This is a genomic window from Pelomonas baiyunensis (assembly GCF_043555935.1).
Classification (GTDB): domain Bacteria; phylum Pseudomonadota; class Gammaproteobacteria; order Burkholderiales; family Burkholderiaceae_C; genus Pelomonas; species Pelomonas baiyunensis.
In genome coordinates, this window is the sequence record NZ_JBIGIB010000004.1 from 507,703 (window position 1) to 523,298 (window position 15,596).

18 protein-coding genes are annotated in these 15,596 nt (G+C 70.9%); 13 read left to right on the forward strand and 5 right to left on the reverse strand.

The features are described 5' to 3' along the window. Nucleotides 1-6: 6 nt before the first annotated feature. A complete protein-coding gene (gene glpD / locus ACG01O_RS16395; protein ID WP_394386205.1) occupies nucleotides 7-1,491 on the forward strand; it encodes a glycerol-3-phosphate dehydrogenase in 1,485 nt (494 codons plus the stop codon). A gap of 6 nt (nucleotides 1,492-1,497) precedes the next feature. On the opposite strand, the gene ACG01O_RS16400 is transcribed toward glpD, so the two are convergent. Continuing rightward, nucleotides 1,498-2,169, reverse strand: a complete 672-nt coding sequence (locus tag ACG01O_RS16400) for a hypothetical protein (protein WP_394386207.1) — start codon at nucleotides 2,167-2,169, stop codon at nucleotides 1,498-1,500. A 58-nt stretch (nucleotides 2,170-2,227) separates the two neighbouring features. On the opposite strand from ACG01O_RS16400, the gene ACG01O_RS16405 reads away from it, so the two are divergent. Next, nucleotides 2,228-3,208, forward strand: coding sequence for a DMT family transporter (locus ACG01O_RS16405; protein WP_394386209.1), 981 nt, complete (start codon nucleotides 2,228-2,230; stop codon nucleotides 3,206-3,208). Here ACG01O_RS16405 and ACG01O_RS16410 read toward each other — a convergent pair. Both ACG01O_RS16410 and ACG01O_RS16415 read right to left on the reverse strand, forming a co-directional pair. Next, a complete protein-coding gene (locus ACG01O_RS16410; RefSeq protein ID WP_394386211.1) occupies nucleotides 3,186-3,953 on the reverse strand; it encodes a metallophosphoesterase in 768 nt (255 codons plus the stop codon). The two genes, ACG01O_RS16405 and ACG01O_RS16410, sit on opposite strands and share 23 nt — an antisense overlap. 49 nt (nucleotides 3,954-4,002) lie before the next feature. Further along, nucleotides 4,003-4,764 (reverse strand): UPF0149 family protein, encoded by a 762-nt coding sequence (locus ACG01O_RS16415; RefSeq protein WP_394386213.1) that lies wholly within the window; start codon nucleotides 4,762-4,764, stop codon nucleotides 4,003-4,005. 135 nt (nucleotides 4,765-4,899) lie between these two features. Between ACG01O_RS16415 and ACG01O_RS16420 the strand changes: the two genes are divergently transcribed. Further along, on the forward strand, nucleotides 4,900-5,589 hold the full coding sequence (locus ACG01O_RS16420; protein ID WP_394386215.1) for a CAAX prenyl protease-related protein: 690 nt from the start codon (nucleotides 4,900-4,902) through the stop codon (nucleotides 5,587-5,589). On the opposite strand, the gene ACG01O_RS16425 is transcribed toward ACG01O_RS16420, so the two are convergent. Beyond that, nucleotides 5,558-6,370, reverse strand: coding sequence for a helix-turn-helix domain-containing protein (locus ACG01O_RS16425; RefSeq protein ID WP_394386216.1), 813 nt, complete (start codon nucleotides 6,368-6,370; stop codon nucleotides 5,558-5,560). The two genes, ACG01O_RS16420 and ACG01O_RS16425, sit on opposite strands and share 32 nt — an antisense overlap. Nucleotides 6,371-6,494: 124 nt before the next feature. Here ACG01O_RS16425 and ACG01O_RS16430 point away from each other — a divergent pair, with 124 nt between their 5' ends. After that, nucleotides 6,495-7,736 carry an amidohydrolase family protein gene (locus ACG01O_RS16430; protein WP_394386217.1) on the forward strand — a complete coding sequence of 414 codons (1,242 nt, stop codon included), beginning with the start codon at nucleotides 6,495-6,497 and terminating at the stop codon, nucleotides 7,734-7,736. Nucleotides 7,737-7,847: 111 nt separating this feature from the next. Further along, nucleotides 7,848-8,294, forward strand: coding sequence for a YiaA/YiaB family inner membrane protein (locus ACG01O_RS16435; RefSeq protein WP_394386219.1), 447 nt, complete (start codon nucleotides 7,848-7,850; stop codon nucleotides 8,292-8,294). Nucleotides 8,295-8,371: 77 nt separating this feature from the next. On the opposite strand, the gene ACG01O_RS16440 is transcribed toward ACG01O_RS16435, so the two are convergent. Next, the gene (locus ACG01O_RS16440; protein ID WP_394386220.1) at nucleotides 8,372-9,154 is read right to left on the reverse strand and encodes a hypothetical protein; all 783 of its coding nucleotides are present in this window, start codon (nucleotides 9,152-9,154) and stop codon (nucleotides 8,372-8,374) included. Nucleotides 9,155-9,373: 219 nt separating this feature from the next. On the opposite strand from ACG01O_RS16440, the gene ACG01O_RS16445 reads away from it, so the two are divergent. From ACG01O_RS16445 to ACG01O_RS16480, 8 genes are read left to right on the forward strand one after another with little or no spacing between them, the layout of a single operon-like run. Further along, nucleotides 9,374-9,865, forward strand: a complete 492-nt coding sequence (locus tag ACG01O_RS16445; protein WP_394386221.1) for a hypothetical protein — start codon at nucleotides 9,374-9,376, stop codon at nucleotides 9,863-9,865. Continuing rightward, entirely contained in the window at nucleotides 9,862-10,644 is a 783-nt protein-coding gene (locus tag ACG01O_RS16450; RefSeq protein WP_394386223.1) for a DUF2145 domain-containing protein, read from the forward strand. The genes ACG01O_RS16445 and ACG01O_RS16450 overlap by 4 nt, the downstream gene beginning before the upstream one ends. A gap of 7 nt (nucleotides 10,645-10,651) precedes the next feature. Continuing rightward, nucleotides 10,652-12,550: an MFS transporter gene (locus ACG01O_RS16455; RefSeq protein ID WP_394386224.1), complete on the forward strand. Its 1,899-nt coding sequence runs from the start codon at nucleotides 10,652-10,654 to the stop codon at nucleotides 12,548-12,550. After that, nucleotides 12,547-12,804 (forward strand): hypothetical protein, encoded by a 258-nt coding sequence (locus tag ACG01O_RS16460; RefSeq protein WP_394386226.1) that lies wholly within the window; start codon nucleotides 12,547-12,549, stop codon nucleotides 12,802-12,804. The genes ACG01O_RS16455 and ACG01O_RS16460 overlap by 4 nt, the downstream gene beginning before the upstream one ends. After that, entirely contained in the window at nucleotides 12,801-13,073 is a 273-nt protein-coding gene (locus ACG01O_RS16465; protein WP_394386228.1) for a hypothetical protein, read from the forward strand. Before ACG01O_RS16460 ends, ACG01O_RS16465 begins: the two co-directional genes overlap by 4 nt. Nucleotides 13,074-13,080: 7 nt before the next feature. Then, entirely contained in the window at nucleotides 13,081-13,335 is a 255-nt protein-coding gene (locus tag ACG01O_RS16470) for a hypothetical protein (protein WP_394386230.1), read from the forward strand. Further along, the gene (locus ACG01O_RS16475) at nucleotides 13,325-14,050 is read left to right on the forward strand and encodes a prolipoprotein diacylglyceryl transferase (protein ID WP_394386231.1); all 726 of its coding nucleotides are present in this window, start codon (nucleotides 13,325-13,327) and stop codon (nucleotides 14,048-14,050) included. The genes ACG01O_RS16470 and ACG01O_RS16475 overlap by 11 nt, the downstream gene beginning before the upstream one ends. Continuing rightward, nucleotides 14,047-15,513: a radical SAM protein gene (locus tag ACG01O_RS16480; RefSeq protein ID WP_394386232.1), complete on the forward strand. Its 1,467-nt coding sequence runs from the start codon at nucleotides 14,047-14,049 to the stop codon at nucleotides 15,511-15,513. The genes ACG01O_RS16475 and ACG01O_RS16480 overlap by 4 nt, the downstream gene beginning before the upstream one ends. Nucleotides 15,514-15,596: the final 83 nt, after the last annotated feature.

Sequence of the window (15,596 nt, forward strand, 5' to 3'; positions counted from 1 at the left end):
CGATCTATGGACGATTTTGACGTCGTGGTGGTAGGGGGCGGCATCAATGGCACGGGCCTGGCGCGAGACCTCGCCGGGCGCGGCTGGCGCGTGCTTCTGGCCGAGGCGCAAGACCTGGCCCAACATACCTCGTCCAGCTCCACCAAGCTCGTGCACGGCGGGCTGCGCTACCTGGAAACCTACGAGTTCTCGCTGGTGGCCAAGGCGCTGCGCGAGCGCGAGGTGCTGCTGCGCAGCGCACCCCACCTGATCCAGCCGCTGCGCTTCGTGCTGCCCCACGCGCCGCACCTGCGCCCGGCCTGGATGATCCGGCTGGGTCTGTTCCTGTACGACCACCTCGCCCGCCGCGAGTTGCTGCCCGGCTCGCACGGCCTGCGCCTGGCCGGCAGCATCTACGGCGAGCCGCTGCGGCCGGAGTTCACGCGCGGCTTCGTGTACTCCGACGGCTGGGTGGACGACGCCCGGCTGGTGGTGGCCAACGCGCAATGCGCGCAGGCCCACGGCGCCGCAGTGCTGACGCGCTGCGCCGTGACCCAGGCCACGCGCAGCGCCCACCACTGGACGGTGACGCTGCAAACCGGCCGCACGGTGCAGGCCCGCGCCCTCGTCAACGCCGCCGGGCCCTGGGCCGAGCGCTTTCTGCGAGACCGCACGCAAGGCCAGGGCGGCCAGGCGCTGCCGGCGCGCGGGCTGCGGCTGGTGAAGGGCAGCCACATCGTGGTGGACCAGCGCTTCACGCACGACCACGCCTACATCTTCCAGAACCCCGACGGCCGCATCGTCTTCGCCATCCCCTACCAGGAGCGGTTCACGCTGATCGGCACCACCGACGTGGAACTGCCCGAGCACGAGCTGCCGCCGGCCCGGGCGCTGATCGACGCGGCCGAGATCGCCTACCTGTGCGATCAGGCCAGCCGCTACCTGGCCCGCCCGGTGACGCCGGCCGACGTGCGCTGGACCTACGCCGGCGTGCGCCCGCTGCTGGACGAAGGCGGCTCGGCCTCGTCCGTGACGCGCGACTACCTGCTGGAGACCGACACCGCCGGCGGCGCGCCGCTGCTGAACGTGTGGGGCGGCAAGCTCACCACCTACCGCAAGCTGGCCGAAGACGGCGCCAGCCAGGTGGGCCAGCTGCTGGGCGAGGCCCGCCGGCCGTGGACGGCCAGCGCGCTCCTGCCCGGCGGCGACCTGGGCCCGCATGGGGTGGACATCGACGCTTTCACCGCCGCCTTGCAAGCCCGCCACCCCGACCGGCCGGCCACCACCGTGCGCCGCCTGGCGCGTGCCTACGGCAGCCGCGCGGCAGACCTGCTGGCCGCGCCGCCCGGCGCCGAGGTGGCCCCGGGCCTGCATGAGTCCGAACTGCGCCACTTGGTGGACCACGAATGGGCCCGCAGCGCCGACGACGTGCTGTGGCGCCGCAGCAAGCTGGGCCTGCACTTCACGGCCGCGCAGCAGGCGGCCGTGGCCGGGTGGTTTCAGGCCGGCTGAGCGGGTTCACCACGCCAGCTTGAAGCCCAGCGTCACGAGCCGGGCCCGGCCGGCGCCCAGGCGCTGGCCCAGCGAGCCATCCAGGAACGCACGCTGCGGCACGGCCGCGAAGCGCAGGGCCGCGTTCACCCAGGGCTGGCCCCGGTCGTCGCCGAACACCTCGGCCATGGGCTGCCAGCGCCCGTCCTCGCCCAGGCCATGGTGCTCCGCGGCCAGGGCCCAGACCGTGCTGCCGCTGCGGCGCATCTCATCACGCTGGTGGCCCAGATTGGCGTGCAGGTCCCAATGCGGTGCGAGCGGGGCCGTCCAGGCCAAGGTCAGGCCCGCCCCGCTGCGGCGCCAACCGGCCGCCACGTGGCGGTGGGCCAGCGTCCAGGCCAGCGTGAGTTGGGCGTCGCCCACAGCCACCAGCTGGGTCTTGCCCACCAGCGCGAACTCGCTGGGATCGATCGCCTGAAACGCCACCTCGGTGCCCACGACCAGCCCACAACCCAGCTGAAGGCTGCTCTGGCTGAGCCCGCCCTCCGCCTGCTGCCAACGGCTGCGCACGCCTTCCACCTCGCAGTGGCGCACTTCAATGACACCAGCGTCCTCGGTTTGCAGCGGACGGCCCGCCTGCGCGGCCACAGCCACCCAGCCTGTCAGGGCCATCAGCAGGGGGTCACGAAGGCGAGGCATCACAGTCGGCAAGCCTAGCCGCTGCGGATGACGAATCGCCTGGGAGATGATGACGGCCATGCTGATCGGTGTGCTGTTTGCCCTGGCCGCGGGCTTGATGTGGGGGTTGGTGTTCGTGGCGCCAGTCATGTTGCCGGGCTATGCGCCCGCGTTGCTGACGGTGGGCCGTTACTTGGCCTTCGGCCTGATTGCGTTGCCCCTGGCGCTGTTGCTGGACCGCCGGGCGCTGCGCGAGTTGCAGGCCGCCGACTGGTGGGAAGCCGCGCGGCTGAGCGCGATCGGCAACTTTGCCTACTACCTGTGCCTGTCGGCCGCCATCCAGCGCGCCGGCGCCCCGCTGCCCACCATGATCATCGGCACGTTGCCGGTGGTGATTGCGGTGTGCGCCAACCACCGCAACCGGGTGCGCGACGGCCACCTGCCCTGGCTGAAGCTGCTGCCGTCGCTGGGCTTGATCGCCACCGGCCTGGCGCTGGTGAACCGGGACGAGCTGGCCCTGCTGCGCGCCACCGCCGGCGACCCGCGCCGCTACGCCGAGGGGGCCGCGCTGGCCGTGGCCGCCGTGGCCTGCTGGACCTGGTACCCCATCAAGAACGCCGACTGGCTGCGCGCGCACTGCGGCGCGGACGGCGCGGCCAAGTCGCCACGGGCCTGGGCCACGGCACAAGGGCTGGTGACGCTGCCCATGGCCGTGATCGGCGCGGCGGGGCTGGGGCTGCTGGACCTGGCCGCACCGGGCACCCTCATCCCGACCGGCTTCACGCGGCCGCTGGGCGACACGCCGGGGGCCTATGTGGGCCTGATGGCGGCGGTGGGCCTGTTCGCGTCCTGGCTGGGCACGCTGTGCTGGAACGAGGCCAGCCAGCGGCTGCCCACGTCTTTGTCCGGCCAGCTCATCGTGTTCGAGACGCTGGCGGCGCTGGCCTATGCGTTTGCGTGGAACCACCGCACCCCGCCGCTGGCGACGGTGCTGGGGGTGGGCTTGTTGCTGGCCGGGGTGGTGTGGGCGCTGCGGATCAAGCCGGTGCGAACACACTGATCACCCGCTGGCCGTCAAAGCCGTCGGCCTCGCCCTTGCGCACATGGCCACGGGCGTGGCTGACGATGCGGGTGTCGCCCAGCCGGTAGTCGTGCCGGCAGTGCAGGTGGCCGTGCAACCACAGCTGGGCGTGGGGCAGCAGGTCTTCGTCGTTGTTGCAGAAGCTGGCCGTGCCGGGCTGGCGGCCGTAGCGCGGGTCGGCACTCTTGAGGCTGGGGGCGAAGTGGGTGATGGCCACCGTGGCCTCCCACTCGCCGGTGCGGGCCAGTTCACCGGCCAGCCAGGCGCGCTGTTCCAGCGCCAGCGCACGCACCGCGTCCACGCCGAACACCTCGCCGTGGCGGGTGGACTGCATGACCTTCTGGAAATACCCGCCGGCGCGCATCGCCCGCTCGCGGCCGCTCGCGCCGAAGGCCTCGAAATCGCACCAGCGGGTGCAGCCCACGAAGCGCACGCGCCGGCCGTCAGCGCCGGTCAGCACCAGCGATTCGTCGTCCAGCAGCCGCAGGCCCAGGGCCGACACATGGGCCCGCAGCGCCTCGCGCGCCTCGTCCACATCCCGGCGGTCGAACTCGTGATTGCCCGGCACCACCAGCACCGGCACCGGCCAGTCACGGAACAGCGCGAAGCTGCGCCAGGTGGTGTCGATGTCGCCTGCGAGCACGAGCACCTCCGCCCCGGGCGCCGGTACCGGGACGTAGGACTCGGTCTCCAGATGGAGGTCGGACAGCAGTTGCAGCTTCACGATGAACGCACCGGGGGCCGTGACGCCGGCCGGGCCGGTGCAGCCGGACTCAATTGCTGCCGTGGCACTGCTTGTACTTGCGGCCGCTGCCGCAGGGGCAGGGGTCGTTGCGGCCGACCTTGGGCGTGTCGCGCCGGATGGTTTCCACGCGGTAGCGCTCGGCCTGCGTCAGGTCAGCCAGGTCGGCCACCGTCACCACCAGCTCCTCGATGGCGTCGTCCAGGTCCTTGAGCGGGTGCTCACGGTTCAGCGTCTCGACGACTTCCTTCTCGTCCGGAGTCTCGGCGGGCAGATGGCGGTACAGGCGGGCCATGGCCTTGGCCACGTCGTCGTTGGGCATGTCGGCCAACTCGGGGAAGCACAGCGCGGCGTGCTGGAAGCCCGCCACCCAGGGCATCAGGGCACGCGAGATCGGGCCCAGCGCGTCGTAGCTGGCGCGGGCGGCACGCTCGTCGTCCGACGCGTCTTCGGGCAGCGGCTCGGGGGCTTGCTCTTCGTCGACGTCCAGGATGACGGGGTCGAACCAGCCGTCTTCTGCGAGGCTGCGGTTCAGCGCGGCGTGGCGGCGTTCCACCAGCTGGGTCAGCTGGTCCAGCCAGGCGGCGTCCACGGTTTCAGGCAGCAGGCCGCCGTCGTAGTCAAAGATGTTGGGCAGCCATTCGTCCACCTCGATCAGGCGGGGCTGCACGATGACACCGCACAGGTAGCCGTCCAGCATGGACGCGTCCAGCGGTTGCAGCGGCGCGGGCGTGGCGGCGAGGAGTTCATCGAGTTCGGCGAACTCGGCGTCGGTCAGGTCTTGGGTGCTCATGCGCTGGATTGTCGCGGCACCGGCCCGGCCGGGCCAGCGCCACGGAGCGACGGCCAGCCGCAAGGCCAAGCCCCCTGAGGTTTGGGGGCCGGCGCGCCGCGGCAGCAGCGAGGCCGGGGCTAAGCTGGCGGCGCCATGCCTGCCGCTGCCCCCGCCCCCGTCTTCAGCCCCGCCGCGCTGGCGCGCTGCATTCCATTTGCCGTGTTCATGGCCCTCTTGGCGCTGCGCGGCTATCTGCCGGCCGCGTGGGGGCTGGACGCCCGCTGGGTGTACGGCGCACAGACGCTCATCGTCGCCGGCCTGCTGGCCCGGTACTGGCGTGACTACGGCGAACTCACGCGTCAGAACTGGCCCGAGGCCCGCGAGGCCGGCGAGGCCGTGCTGGTGGGCATTGCGGTGTTCGCGCTGTGGGTGCACCTGGACGCCCCGTGGATGCAGCTGGGCAGCCCCACCGCCAGCTTCGTGCCGCTGGACGCCGACGGCCGGCTGATCTGGCCGCTGATCGCGCTGCGCATCGCGGGCGCGGCCCTGGTGGTGCCGGTGATGGAAGAACTGTTCTGGCGCAGCTTTTTGATGCGCTGGGTGCAGCACCCGGGCTTCGAGCGCGTGGACCCGCAGCGCGTGGGGCTGCGGGCGCTGGTGGCATCCACCTTCGTGTTCACGCTGGCCCACACCTTGTGGCTGGCCGCGGTGATCGCCGGGCTGGCCTACGCGCTGCTGTACCGGCGCAGCGGCAAGCTCTGGACGGCCGTCATCGCGCACGCCGTCACCAACGGCCTGCTGGGCGTGTGGGTCACGGCAACGGGGCGGTGGGAGTTTTGGTGACCGCCGCGGGCGCGGCGTGGGCGCCGCCTCGGCGCTGACCCAGGCCGGGCCGCTCCAGGTCGCGGAAGGCCTCGAAGATCCACGAGCGCAGGCCGATCACCACGCTGTAGGGCCGCTTCTCGGACGGCGGCAGCTTTTGGTCCAGCAGGTGCTGGCGGGCGAAGTCGTCCGCCGCACGCTGCAGCCGCTCGGCCAGTTCACGCGCATGGGCCGTGCCGAACTCGCCGTGCACCAGCGTCAGCAGTTCGCCATCTCCGTCAAAGCCACCGGCAAAGAAGTCGGCCATCACCCGCTCGCGGAAGAACTGCATCACCGGGCCCTGCGGGCGCCAGCGCAGCGTCTTGGCCACCTTGAGCTTGTAGCGGTTGTGCGGCCGCAGCTCGATCACGCCCAGCCGGTCCAACTGCGCCAGCGCCGCGACAGCGTCCGCTTCGCTGATGCGGTAGCGCGCCAGCACGTCTTCAATCGCCCAGTGGCTCAGGCAGCAAATGGCCACCAGCAGCAGCACCGGCGACGCCACCACCGCCCGCTCCTGCTCCAGGCTCAGCTCGCGCAGCGTGGGCGCCTGCGCCACCAGCCGGCCGGCCAGCTCGGCGAACTCCAGCTTCAGCACCCGGCAGATTTCATCCACGCGGGACAGCGGCATCTCACCACCCGGCGCCAGCATGCGCTTGACGCTGCTCTCCGACAGCGCCAGCGCCTCGGCCAGCTCGGCATAGCTCAGGCCCTGGGTTTTCAGCTCGGCCTTGATCAGGGCCACGAGAGATTGCGTGCTCGACATGAGGCGCGACGGTAGCGCATGGCGCTACCCGCCGGCGCAAGCGCTGCGGCGGCCGGGGAAAAACCACGCCGCCCGGCACGGGGCTGGACACAGTCGCGGCCGTTCCTGACCCTCCGCTACCCCCATGCTCAACCGACGCCACCTGCTGTGCTGCGGCGCTGCTGCCGGGCTGTTCACCGCGCTGACGGCCTCCGCTTCCCCCTCGCTCTCCGCCCTCTCGCCCGGGCGCGCCACCCGCCATGCCCCCTGGCCGCCCGAGGTGCAAGCCCTGCTCGACCGCTGCTGGGCCGACCTGGACGCCACCCAGCTGTGGGACGTGCACACCCACCTGCTCGGCACCGGCGACTCGGGCTCCGGCTGCACCGTGAACGCCACGCTGGACCAGTGGTGGCACCCCGTGGAAATGCTGCGCAAGCGCTTCATCCTGAAGGCTGCGCACGTGGCGCCCGATGCGCCCAGCGTGGACCTCGCCTACGTGGCCCGGCTGCGCGCCCTGGCCGAAGCGTTCCCCACCGGCGCACGCTGGATGCTGTTCGCGTTCGACCACGCCTGTGACGCGCAAGGCCAGCCCGTGCCAGCGCACACCACCTTCCACGTGCCCGACCGCTACGCCGCCCACGTGGCGGCCCAGGCACCGCAACGATTCGCCTGGGTGGCCTCCATCCACCCCCACCGGCCTGACGCACTGGCACGCCTGGACGCCGCCCTGGCCGGCGGTGCCGTGGCGCTGAAATGGCTGCCCTCCAGCATGGCGATCGACCTGCGCGACCCGCGGCTGCGGCCGTTCTACGCCCGGCTGGCCGAGGCCCGCTTGCCCGTCATCGTGCACTGCGGCGAGGAACGGGCCGTGCCCGGGGCGCGGCGCGAAGACCTGGGCAACCCGCTGCTGGTGCGGGCGCCGCTGGAACAGGGCGTTCGGCTGGTGGTGGCGCATTGCGCGTCCCTCGGCACGGCGCTGGACCTGGACCGCCCCCGGCCGCGCCACGTGCCTGCGTTCTCGCTGTTCGCCCGGCTCATGGACGAGGGCTGGGGCGATCAGTTGATGGGTGACCTCTCGGTGGTGCTGCAAACCAACCGCCACCCGGACGTGGGCCGCACCCTGCTCACCCGGGACGACTGGCACCCCCGGCTGCTGCACGGCTCTGACTACCCGCTGCCCGGCATTGCGGCCGCTGTGCGGCTGCCCACGCTGGTGCGTGCCGGCTTGCTGGATGCGGCCGATGTGGCGCCGCTGGATGCACTGCGTGCCCGCAACCCATTGCTGTTCGACCTCGCCCTCAAACGCGTGGCGCGCTGGCGCGGCGCGACCTTTTCGCCCACGGTGTTCGCCACCCGGCCGCACTTCGAGCGGGCCTCGGTGGCATGACACGCTACCCTTGGGCGCTTGCGGTGGGCCTGGGCACCATTCCCGATGCAGCCCGCCGCCACTTGCCGCACCATCGCGGCCATTCCTTCAACCCCAGAGAGAGTTCAGTCCATGTCCACCCGCTTTGTCATGCAACGCGACACCCACGCTTGGCGCATCCAGGTCTGGAGCGCCTTCGTCCTGGCCCTGCTGGCCTGCGCCTGGGGTGTGTTCGGCGCACCGGGGCAAGACCTGGACCGCGCCTTCCTGGCCATCGGCCTGATCTTTTCGGTGTTCTCGTGCTTTGCCGTGGCCAAGACGCAGCGCGACAACCGCGACGGTCAGGTCGACACACAAGGCTGGGTGATGATGGTCTGGATCGCGCTGGCCGCCGCCCTGGCGCTCACGGCCTGGGGGCTGTGGCGCATGGAGATGGACGCCTGGATCAAGCGCTACCTGGCGGTGTCCTGGCTGTTCCTGGTGTCCACCACGTTCACGCTGGCCAAGACGCTGCGCGACCGCCACGAAGCCGACCTGCTGGAACAAAGCAGCAACCGCACGGGCGACGCGACGGCCTGACGCAGCAGCCGGGCGGGCGGGGCGAGGTGATTCGCCCCTTCACGTTCAGTCGCGCTCAGTCGCCACTCACCCGCGCGTCACTCGCGCGATTTCTGGTCCAGAAAGCGCTGCTGCCGCAGCAGCGCCTCGGCCGCATCCGCTTCAGCCGGCGCCAGGCGACGCTGCACGCCATCGCGCAGCGCGGCCAGCTGTTGCACCAGCGCGGCATGCGCGGTGGGTTCACCCGGCGCCAGCGCTTCGCCACGCCGCGCCGCCGGAATGGCCAGGTAGGCCTCCAGCGTGTCGGGCAGGTAGCGCACCACGCACTGGTGCAGGTAGGCCTGGTCGGCCATGGCCAGCCGCGCCACCGTCTCGCGGTGGTGCAGCCGAGCCAGGTCTTGCTTCAGCGCCTGCACCGAGGAGGCCGCTTCGTCCGGCAGGGCGGGCGCGGCGCGCGCGAGCAGCGCATCCAGCGCCGCCAGGTCTTGCGCCGGCACCGCCGGGGCCAACGCCCCCGCAACACCGCCTGCGGGCCGGCGCCACAGGCTGCGCGCCACCCAGCCGAGGCTCACCGAGCCCACCAGCACCAGCACGCCCACCGCCACCGGCTGGCCCACGAACAGCGCCCCCGACAACGACACCACGCCCACGCCCGCCTGCACCCGCGCGGCCAGCGGCAGCGGCGCGCGCGGCACGGCTGGCGTGGCCCCATCGGCCAGGGGACGCCCCAATTCCACCCGCGCGCGCAGCTGCTGCTGGCGCTGTTGCACCGCGGCCGACGGTGGCTGCGCACCCGCAGGCAGCACCGGCCGGGTGCGGCGGTTCACCGGCTGGGAACCCACCACCAGGCGCGAGGGGGTGTCGGGGTCAGGAGCGGACATGCAAGGCGCGTTCAGGGGTGTTCAGAGGCGCCACGGGCGGGGCGCAAGGTGGAGACAACAGGGCCATGGGGGCGGCCGGAGCGGCATCCTAACCAGCGCGCCGGTGTCATGCCGCGCTACCGGCCGGGGCTTGGTGCGCGCCTGGGCCACTCGGCACGCCACGGCCGCGCGGGTTCCCGCAACATCGCCGCCGTCTTCACTGCAGGTTCACACCTCACCATGACACCTCTTGCATTCCGCACCCGCCACGTCCGGTCCCTGGCGCAGGCCCTCACGCCGGCCCTCGCGAGCCTGACCCTGGCGGCCGCCCTGCACACGCCGGCCCAGGCGCACGGCAACCTGTCGGAGACCAGCGTGGCGCTGTCGGCCGCGCCGCTGGTGCTGTCGGTGGGCGCCGTCAGTGCCACCGGCGTGGCGCTCAGCACCGTGCCCGTGGGCCTGCTGTCGGCCGGCGCGGGCCTGGTGGTCGTGAGCGTGACGGCCGTGGGCAGCGCCACCGTGTGGGTGCTGGAGCGGGTGTCAGACGGCGCACGCCTGAGCCTGCGCGTGGCCGGCAAGATGGCCGAGGGCCTGCTGGTGTCGGCCGGCACGGCCGTGACGGTGTCGGTCATCGGCGCGGGCACGGTGCTGTCGGCCGCCGGCCGGGTGGTGGCCGTCATCCCCACCGAGGTCGGCCGCGCGCTGTTGCACCACGAGCAGGTGACGCGTTGAGGGCCGCACTGCCCATGCTGGTGCTGGCGCTGATGTTGGCGGTGGCCCGCCAAGCCCACGCCGGCCGCACCTGCGAGGAAACCCCGCCCACCACGCAGCAGGTGGAGCAGGGCCTGAACCTGGCCCAGGCCACCGCCCGGGCGCTGGACGCCAGCGGCGCCGACGTGGTGCTGCTGACCCGCGCAGGGCAAGACCTCTCCAAGTACGGGCTGCGCTGGTCGCACCTTGGCTTTGCGTACCGCGACGGCAACGTGTGGCGCGTGATGCACAAGCTCAACCAATGCGGCACCGACCACGCCGCGCTGTTCCGCCAGGGGCTGGGCGAGTTCTTTCTGGACAACCCGTTCCGCTACGAAGCCGCGTTCGTGGTGCTCCAGCCGGAGCTGCAGCAGGCACTGCTGCCGGTGCTGACCGACAACACCCGCGTGGCCCGCTTCAACGAGCGGCGCTACAGCATGGTGGCCTACGCCTTCGGCACGAAGTACCAGCAAAGCAACCAGTGGGCGCTGGAAACCCTGGTGGGGGCGGCGGCACCCGGCGTGGTGAGCCGCCGCGCGGCGCAAGACTGGCTGCAAGCCGAGGGCTACCAGCCGACCGACCTGCACCTGTCCACGCTCACCCGCTTGGGTGGGCGCATCACCCGCGCCAACATCGCTTTCGACGATCATCCGAGCGCGCGTCGATTCAGCAGTCACATCGACACGGTCACCGTCGACTCCATGTTCCACTGGCTGCAGCGCCGAGGTTTGGCGCAGCCTCCTCAAACCGTCCAGCCCTGAACCCTCGATGAGCCACGAGCATCCCAACCAGTTCGCCCTGCTCAAGCAACGCCGCTTCGCGCCCTTCTTCTGGACGCAGTTCCTCGGCGCGGCGAACGACAACGTCTTCAAGTTCGCCTTCACGCTGATGGTCACCTACCAGCTGCAGCTGAGCTGGCTGGACCCCAAGATGGCGGGCCTGGTGATCGGGGCGCTGTTCATCCTGCCCTACGTGCTGTTCTCGGCCACCAGCGGCCAGCTGGCCGACAAGCACGACAAGGCCCGGCTGATGCAGCTGGTGAAAAGCCTGGAGATCGCCATCATGGCCATCGCCGGCTGGGGCTTCTGGACGACGAACGTGCCGGCCCTGCTGGGCTGCGTGTTCCTGATGGGCTTGCACTCCACGCTGTTCGGCCCGGTGAAGTACGCCTACATGCCGCAGCAGCTCAGCGAGCGCGAGCTGACCGGCGGCAATGGCATGGTGGAAATGGGCACGTTCGTCGCCATCCTGCTGGGCCAGCTGCTGGGCGGCGTGCTGGTGGACCAACCTGGCGTGGGCCCGCAGCACGTGGCCATCGCCTGCGGGGTGCTGGCGGTGCTGGGCCGCGTCACGGCGCAGGCGATTCCCGCCAGCCCGTCCACCGACCCCAACCTCGTCATCAACTGGAACCCCATCACCGAAACCTGGCGCAACCTCAAGCTCGCGCATGAGGGCCTGGCGGTGTTCCGCTCGCTGCTGGGCATCTCGTGGATGTGGTTCTTCGGCGCGGTGTTCCTCAGCAACTTCCCGGCGTTCGCCAAGGAGGTGCTGCACGGCAGCCCGCAGGTGGCCTCGCTGCTGCTGGCGGTGTTCTCCATCGGCATCGGCATCGGCTCGCTGCTTTGCGAGATGCTGTCCAAGCGCCATGTGGAAATCGGCCTGGTGCCGCTGGGTGCGATTGGCATGAGCGTGTTCGCCATCGACCTCTACTTCGCGTCCACCGGCCTGCCCGCGGCCGAGCCCTACAGCGTGAGCGCCTTCCTGGCCGTGACCGCCCACTGGCGCGTGCTGGCCGACCTGACGCTGCTGGCGCTGTTCGCGGGCCTGTACAGCGTGCCCATGTACGCCCTCATCCAGCTGCGTGCCCAGCCCAGCCACCGCGCCCGCATCATCGCGGCCAACAACATCCTGAACGCGGTGTTCATGATCGCCAGCTCGGTGATCGCCGGCGCGCTGCTGGGCGCGGGCCTGACCATTCCGCAGGTGTTCCTGGCGGTGGGCATTGCCAACGCGGTGGTGGCGTTCTACATCTTCCTCATCGTGCCGGAGTACCTGCTGCGCTTCGTGGCCTTCGTGCTGACGCGCCTGGTGTACCGCTTCAAGATCGTGAATGACGAGCGCATTCCGACCACGGGTGCCGCCGTGCTGGTGTGCAACCACGTGAGCTTTGTCGACGCCGTGCTGCTGATGGCCGCCAGCCCCCGGCCCATCCGCTTCCTGATGGACCACCAGATCTTCAAGATCCCGGTGCTGGGCTGGATGTTCAAGCTGGCCAAGGCGATTCCCATTGCCCCGGCCAAGACCGACCCAGCCACGTATGAGGCCGCCTTCACCGCCGCGCGTGCGGTGCTGGACGACGGCGAGCTGATCTGCATCTTCCCCGAAGGCGGCCTCACCCGGGACGGCACGCTGCAGCCCTTCAAGGGCGGCGTGATGAAGCTGGTGGAAGGCCGGCCGGATCTGCCCGTCATCCCGATGGCGCTGGGCAATCTGTGGGGCAGCTTTTTCTCGCGCGTGGAAGGCGGCCAGGCGATGGTGAAGCCGCTGCGGCGCGGCGTGTGGAGCCCGGTGAGCCTGACGGTGGGCGCGCCGATGAAGGCGGCCGAGGTGACGCCGGACGGGCTGCGCACGCACGTGGCCGGGCTGCTCGACGCACGCGCCCCGTGAACACCCTGGTTCGCGCTCTGCTCGTGATTGCGCTGTTGATCGGCGTCCTGGGCTTTGGGGCGATCGGGCTTTGCGGCGGTGGCTACACCTTGATGGCCGTGGTTGGTTTACTGACGGAGGGCAATGCCGGCATCGCCTCGCTCCTCGTGCTGTCGGTGCCCTGCGGGCTGGGCGGATTTTTGATGGTCCGGCTGTGCGCAAAGCAAATCAACACGCTGCTCCGCCGAGGCCCAGCGCACGGCGACGCGCCATGACCCCCACGACACGCCGCCAAGCTTGGCGCCTCCTCGCCGCGGTGCTCCTGGCGGTGGCCACGCTGGGCTTCGGCGCTGCCGGCCTGTGCGGCGCAGCGTTCACCGTGATGTCGCTGCCCGACGCGTTTTCCCACCGCCCCGAGAACTACGCCGGTGCGGCCCTCGTCATCGCCGTGCCCAGCCTGTTGATCGGCGGTGGGCTGGCTTGGATCTGTGGGCGGGCGTTCTGGCGCAGCGCACACCGGCGGCCTGAAGACGACAAGGTTTGAACCCGACATGGCATTTCTGCGCACGGCCTACAAGGGGCTGCTGACCCTTTGGCTTGTCCTGCTGGCGCTGGGCAGTGGTTCACTGGGCCTGTGTGCCTTCCGTGGGCTTCAATCCATGAAAGACGCGCCCGCCGTCTTCCTGGTTTTCTTCGCCATCGGCTTGCTGCTCGCGCTGGGCGGGCTGTATGGCGTCGTGATTCGCCTGCGCAAGCTCTGGCTCGTGGCCGAACCTGCCTCCCACTCGAGCACCGATGACGCTTGACCCAGACACCGCAGCCTGGGTGCACTCGTTTTTTGCCTGGGCCGGCATGGCGCTGGGTGCAGCCCTGTGGCGCGCCACACTCAAGCGCCAACCCACAGGCGGCGCGCTCGCACCCGGCAACTTCGCGGTGCTCGTGGGCCTGCTGCTGGGCGCGGCACTGGGCAACAAGGCGGTCTTCCTGATCGAGCGGCCCGACGTGGCCCTGGCGATGTGGCAAGGCCAGCCCGTGTGGCCCGGCCAGAGCATCGTCGGCGGCCTGCTGGGCGGGCTGATCGGCGTGGAGATCGCCAAGGCCCTCACGGGCCAGACCCGCAGCACCGGCGACGCGATGGTGTGGCCCATCGCGGTGGGCCTTTCCATCGGCCGCGTCGGCTGCTTCCTCGCCGGCCTGCATGACGACACCTACGGCCTGCCGACCTCTGCCCCGTGGGGCGTGGACTTTGGCGACGGCCTGCCGCGCCACCCCACGCAGCTGTACGAGATCGCCGTCGTGCTGCCGCTCGGCCGGGCCTTGCACCGCGCGCGCTTCGCCACGCCGGGCGCGGCGTTCAAGGTGTTCTTGAGCAGCTACCTCGCCTGGCGATTGGCCATCGAATGCTTGAAGCCTGTGCCCGTGGCCTGGCCGCTGGGCCTGTCGGGCATCCAGTGGACCTGCCTCGTGGCCCTGGCTGTCTATCTGCCCCTCACGCTGCGCGCGCTGCGCAGGCCTGCATGACCCGCAAAGTTCGCCCCTACCAGTTCTACGACACGACCAGCTCGGTCTGCACCACCTGCCTGCACCCGGTGGAGGCCAAGATCCTGATCAAGGACGGCCAGGTGTTCATGGACAAATGGTGCCCCGCCCACGGCACCGAGCGCGTGCTGGTGAGCGACGACGCCGACTACTACCGCCTGTGCCGCGAGGTGTACGTGAAGCCGCCGGAGATGCCCGCGCGCTTTGCGACCGCCATGCAGTACGGCTGCCCCTACGACTGCGGCCTGTGCTCCGACCACATGCAGCACAGCTGCCTGTCCATCGTCGAGATCACCGACCACTGCAACCTGCGCTGCCCCACCTGCTACGCGGCCTCGGGCCCCGAGCGGCTGACGCACCGCTCGCTCGAAGAGGTCATCGCCATGCTGGACGCCGTGGTGGCCAGCGAGGGCGAGGCGGATGTGGTGCAGATCTCCGGCGGCGAGCCCACGCTGCACCCGCAGTTCTTCGAGATCCTGGACGCCGCCCGCGCCCGGCCCATCAAGCACCTGATGGTGAACACCAACGGGCTGCGCATCGCGCAAGACGCGGCGTTTGCCGAGCGCCTGGCCACCTACGCCCCGGGGCTGGAGGTCTACCTGCAGTTCGACTCGCTGCGGCGCGAGGCGCTGATGGACTTGCGCGGCGCCGACCTGCGCGGCCCGCACGAGGCGGCGCTGGCCCGGCTGGACGCGCTGGACCTTTCCACCACGCTCGTCATGACCGTCAAACGCGGCGTCAACGACGACGAGATTGGCGATGTGATCCGCCACGGCGTGGCCCACGACTGCGTGCGCGGCGTGACGCTGCAGCCCATTCAAGACGCCGGCCGCGTGCAGGGCTACGACCCCGCCAAGCACCGCCTGACGGTGAGCGAGCTGCGCCGGCGCATTGCCACGCAAAGCGGCAGCTTCACGCTGGCGGACGTGCTGCCCGTGCCGTGCAACCCGGACACCCTGGCCATGGCCTACGCGCTGCGCACGCCCGAAGGGCTGGCGCCGCTGACCCGGTTCGTGGACGCCCAAACCCTGCTGGCCGGCGAGCGCAGCACCATTGCCTTCGAGGGCGATGCGAACTTCAAGCAGCAGTTGTTCAAGCTGTTCTCCACCAACCATTCGCCCGAGAGCGGCGCCAGCTGCCTGTCGGAACTGCTGTGCTGCCTGCCGCGCATCGACGCGCCGGCACTGGGCTACCGCGATGTGTTCCGCGTGCTCATCGTGCAGTTCATGGATGCGCAGTCGCTGGACATCCGGGCGCTGAAAAAGAGCTGCGTGCACATGGCCCGGCCGGACGGCCGCATGATCCCGTTCGAGGCCTACAACCTGTTTTACCGGGACGAACGCGCCCAGGGCCTGGCGGCCATTCGGGCCGCCTTGCGCACCGCGCAGCAGGCGCGCCGCACCGACCGGCCTGGGCTCACGGTGCCCATCCACCCCGTGGGCTGACCCCGCCGGGGCGCGAAGGAGTTCACGAACCCGCCCACCGCGCCACGTCACGAAGGGCGACTTGCCCGCCGCGGCGGGCACAG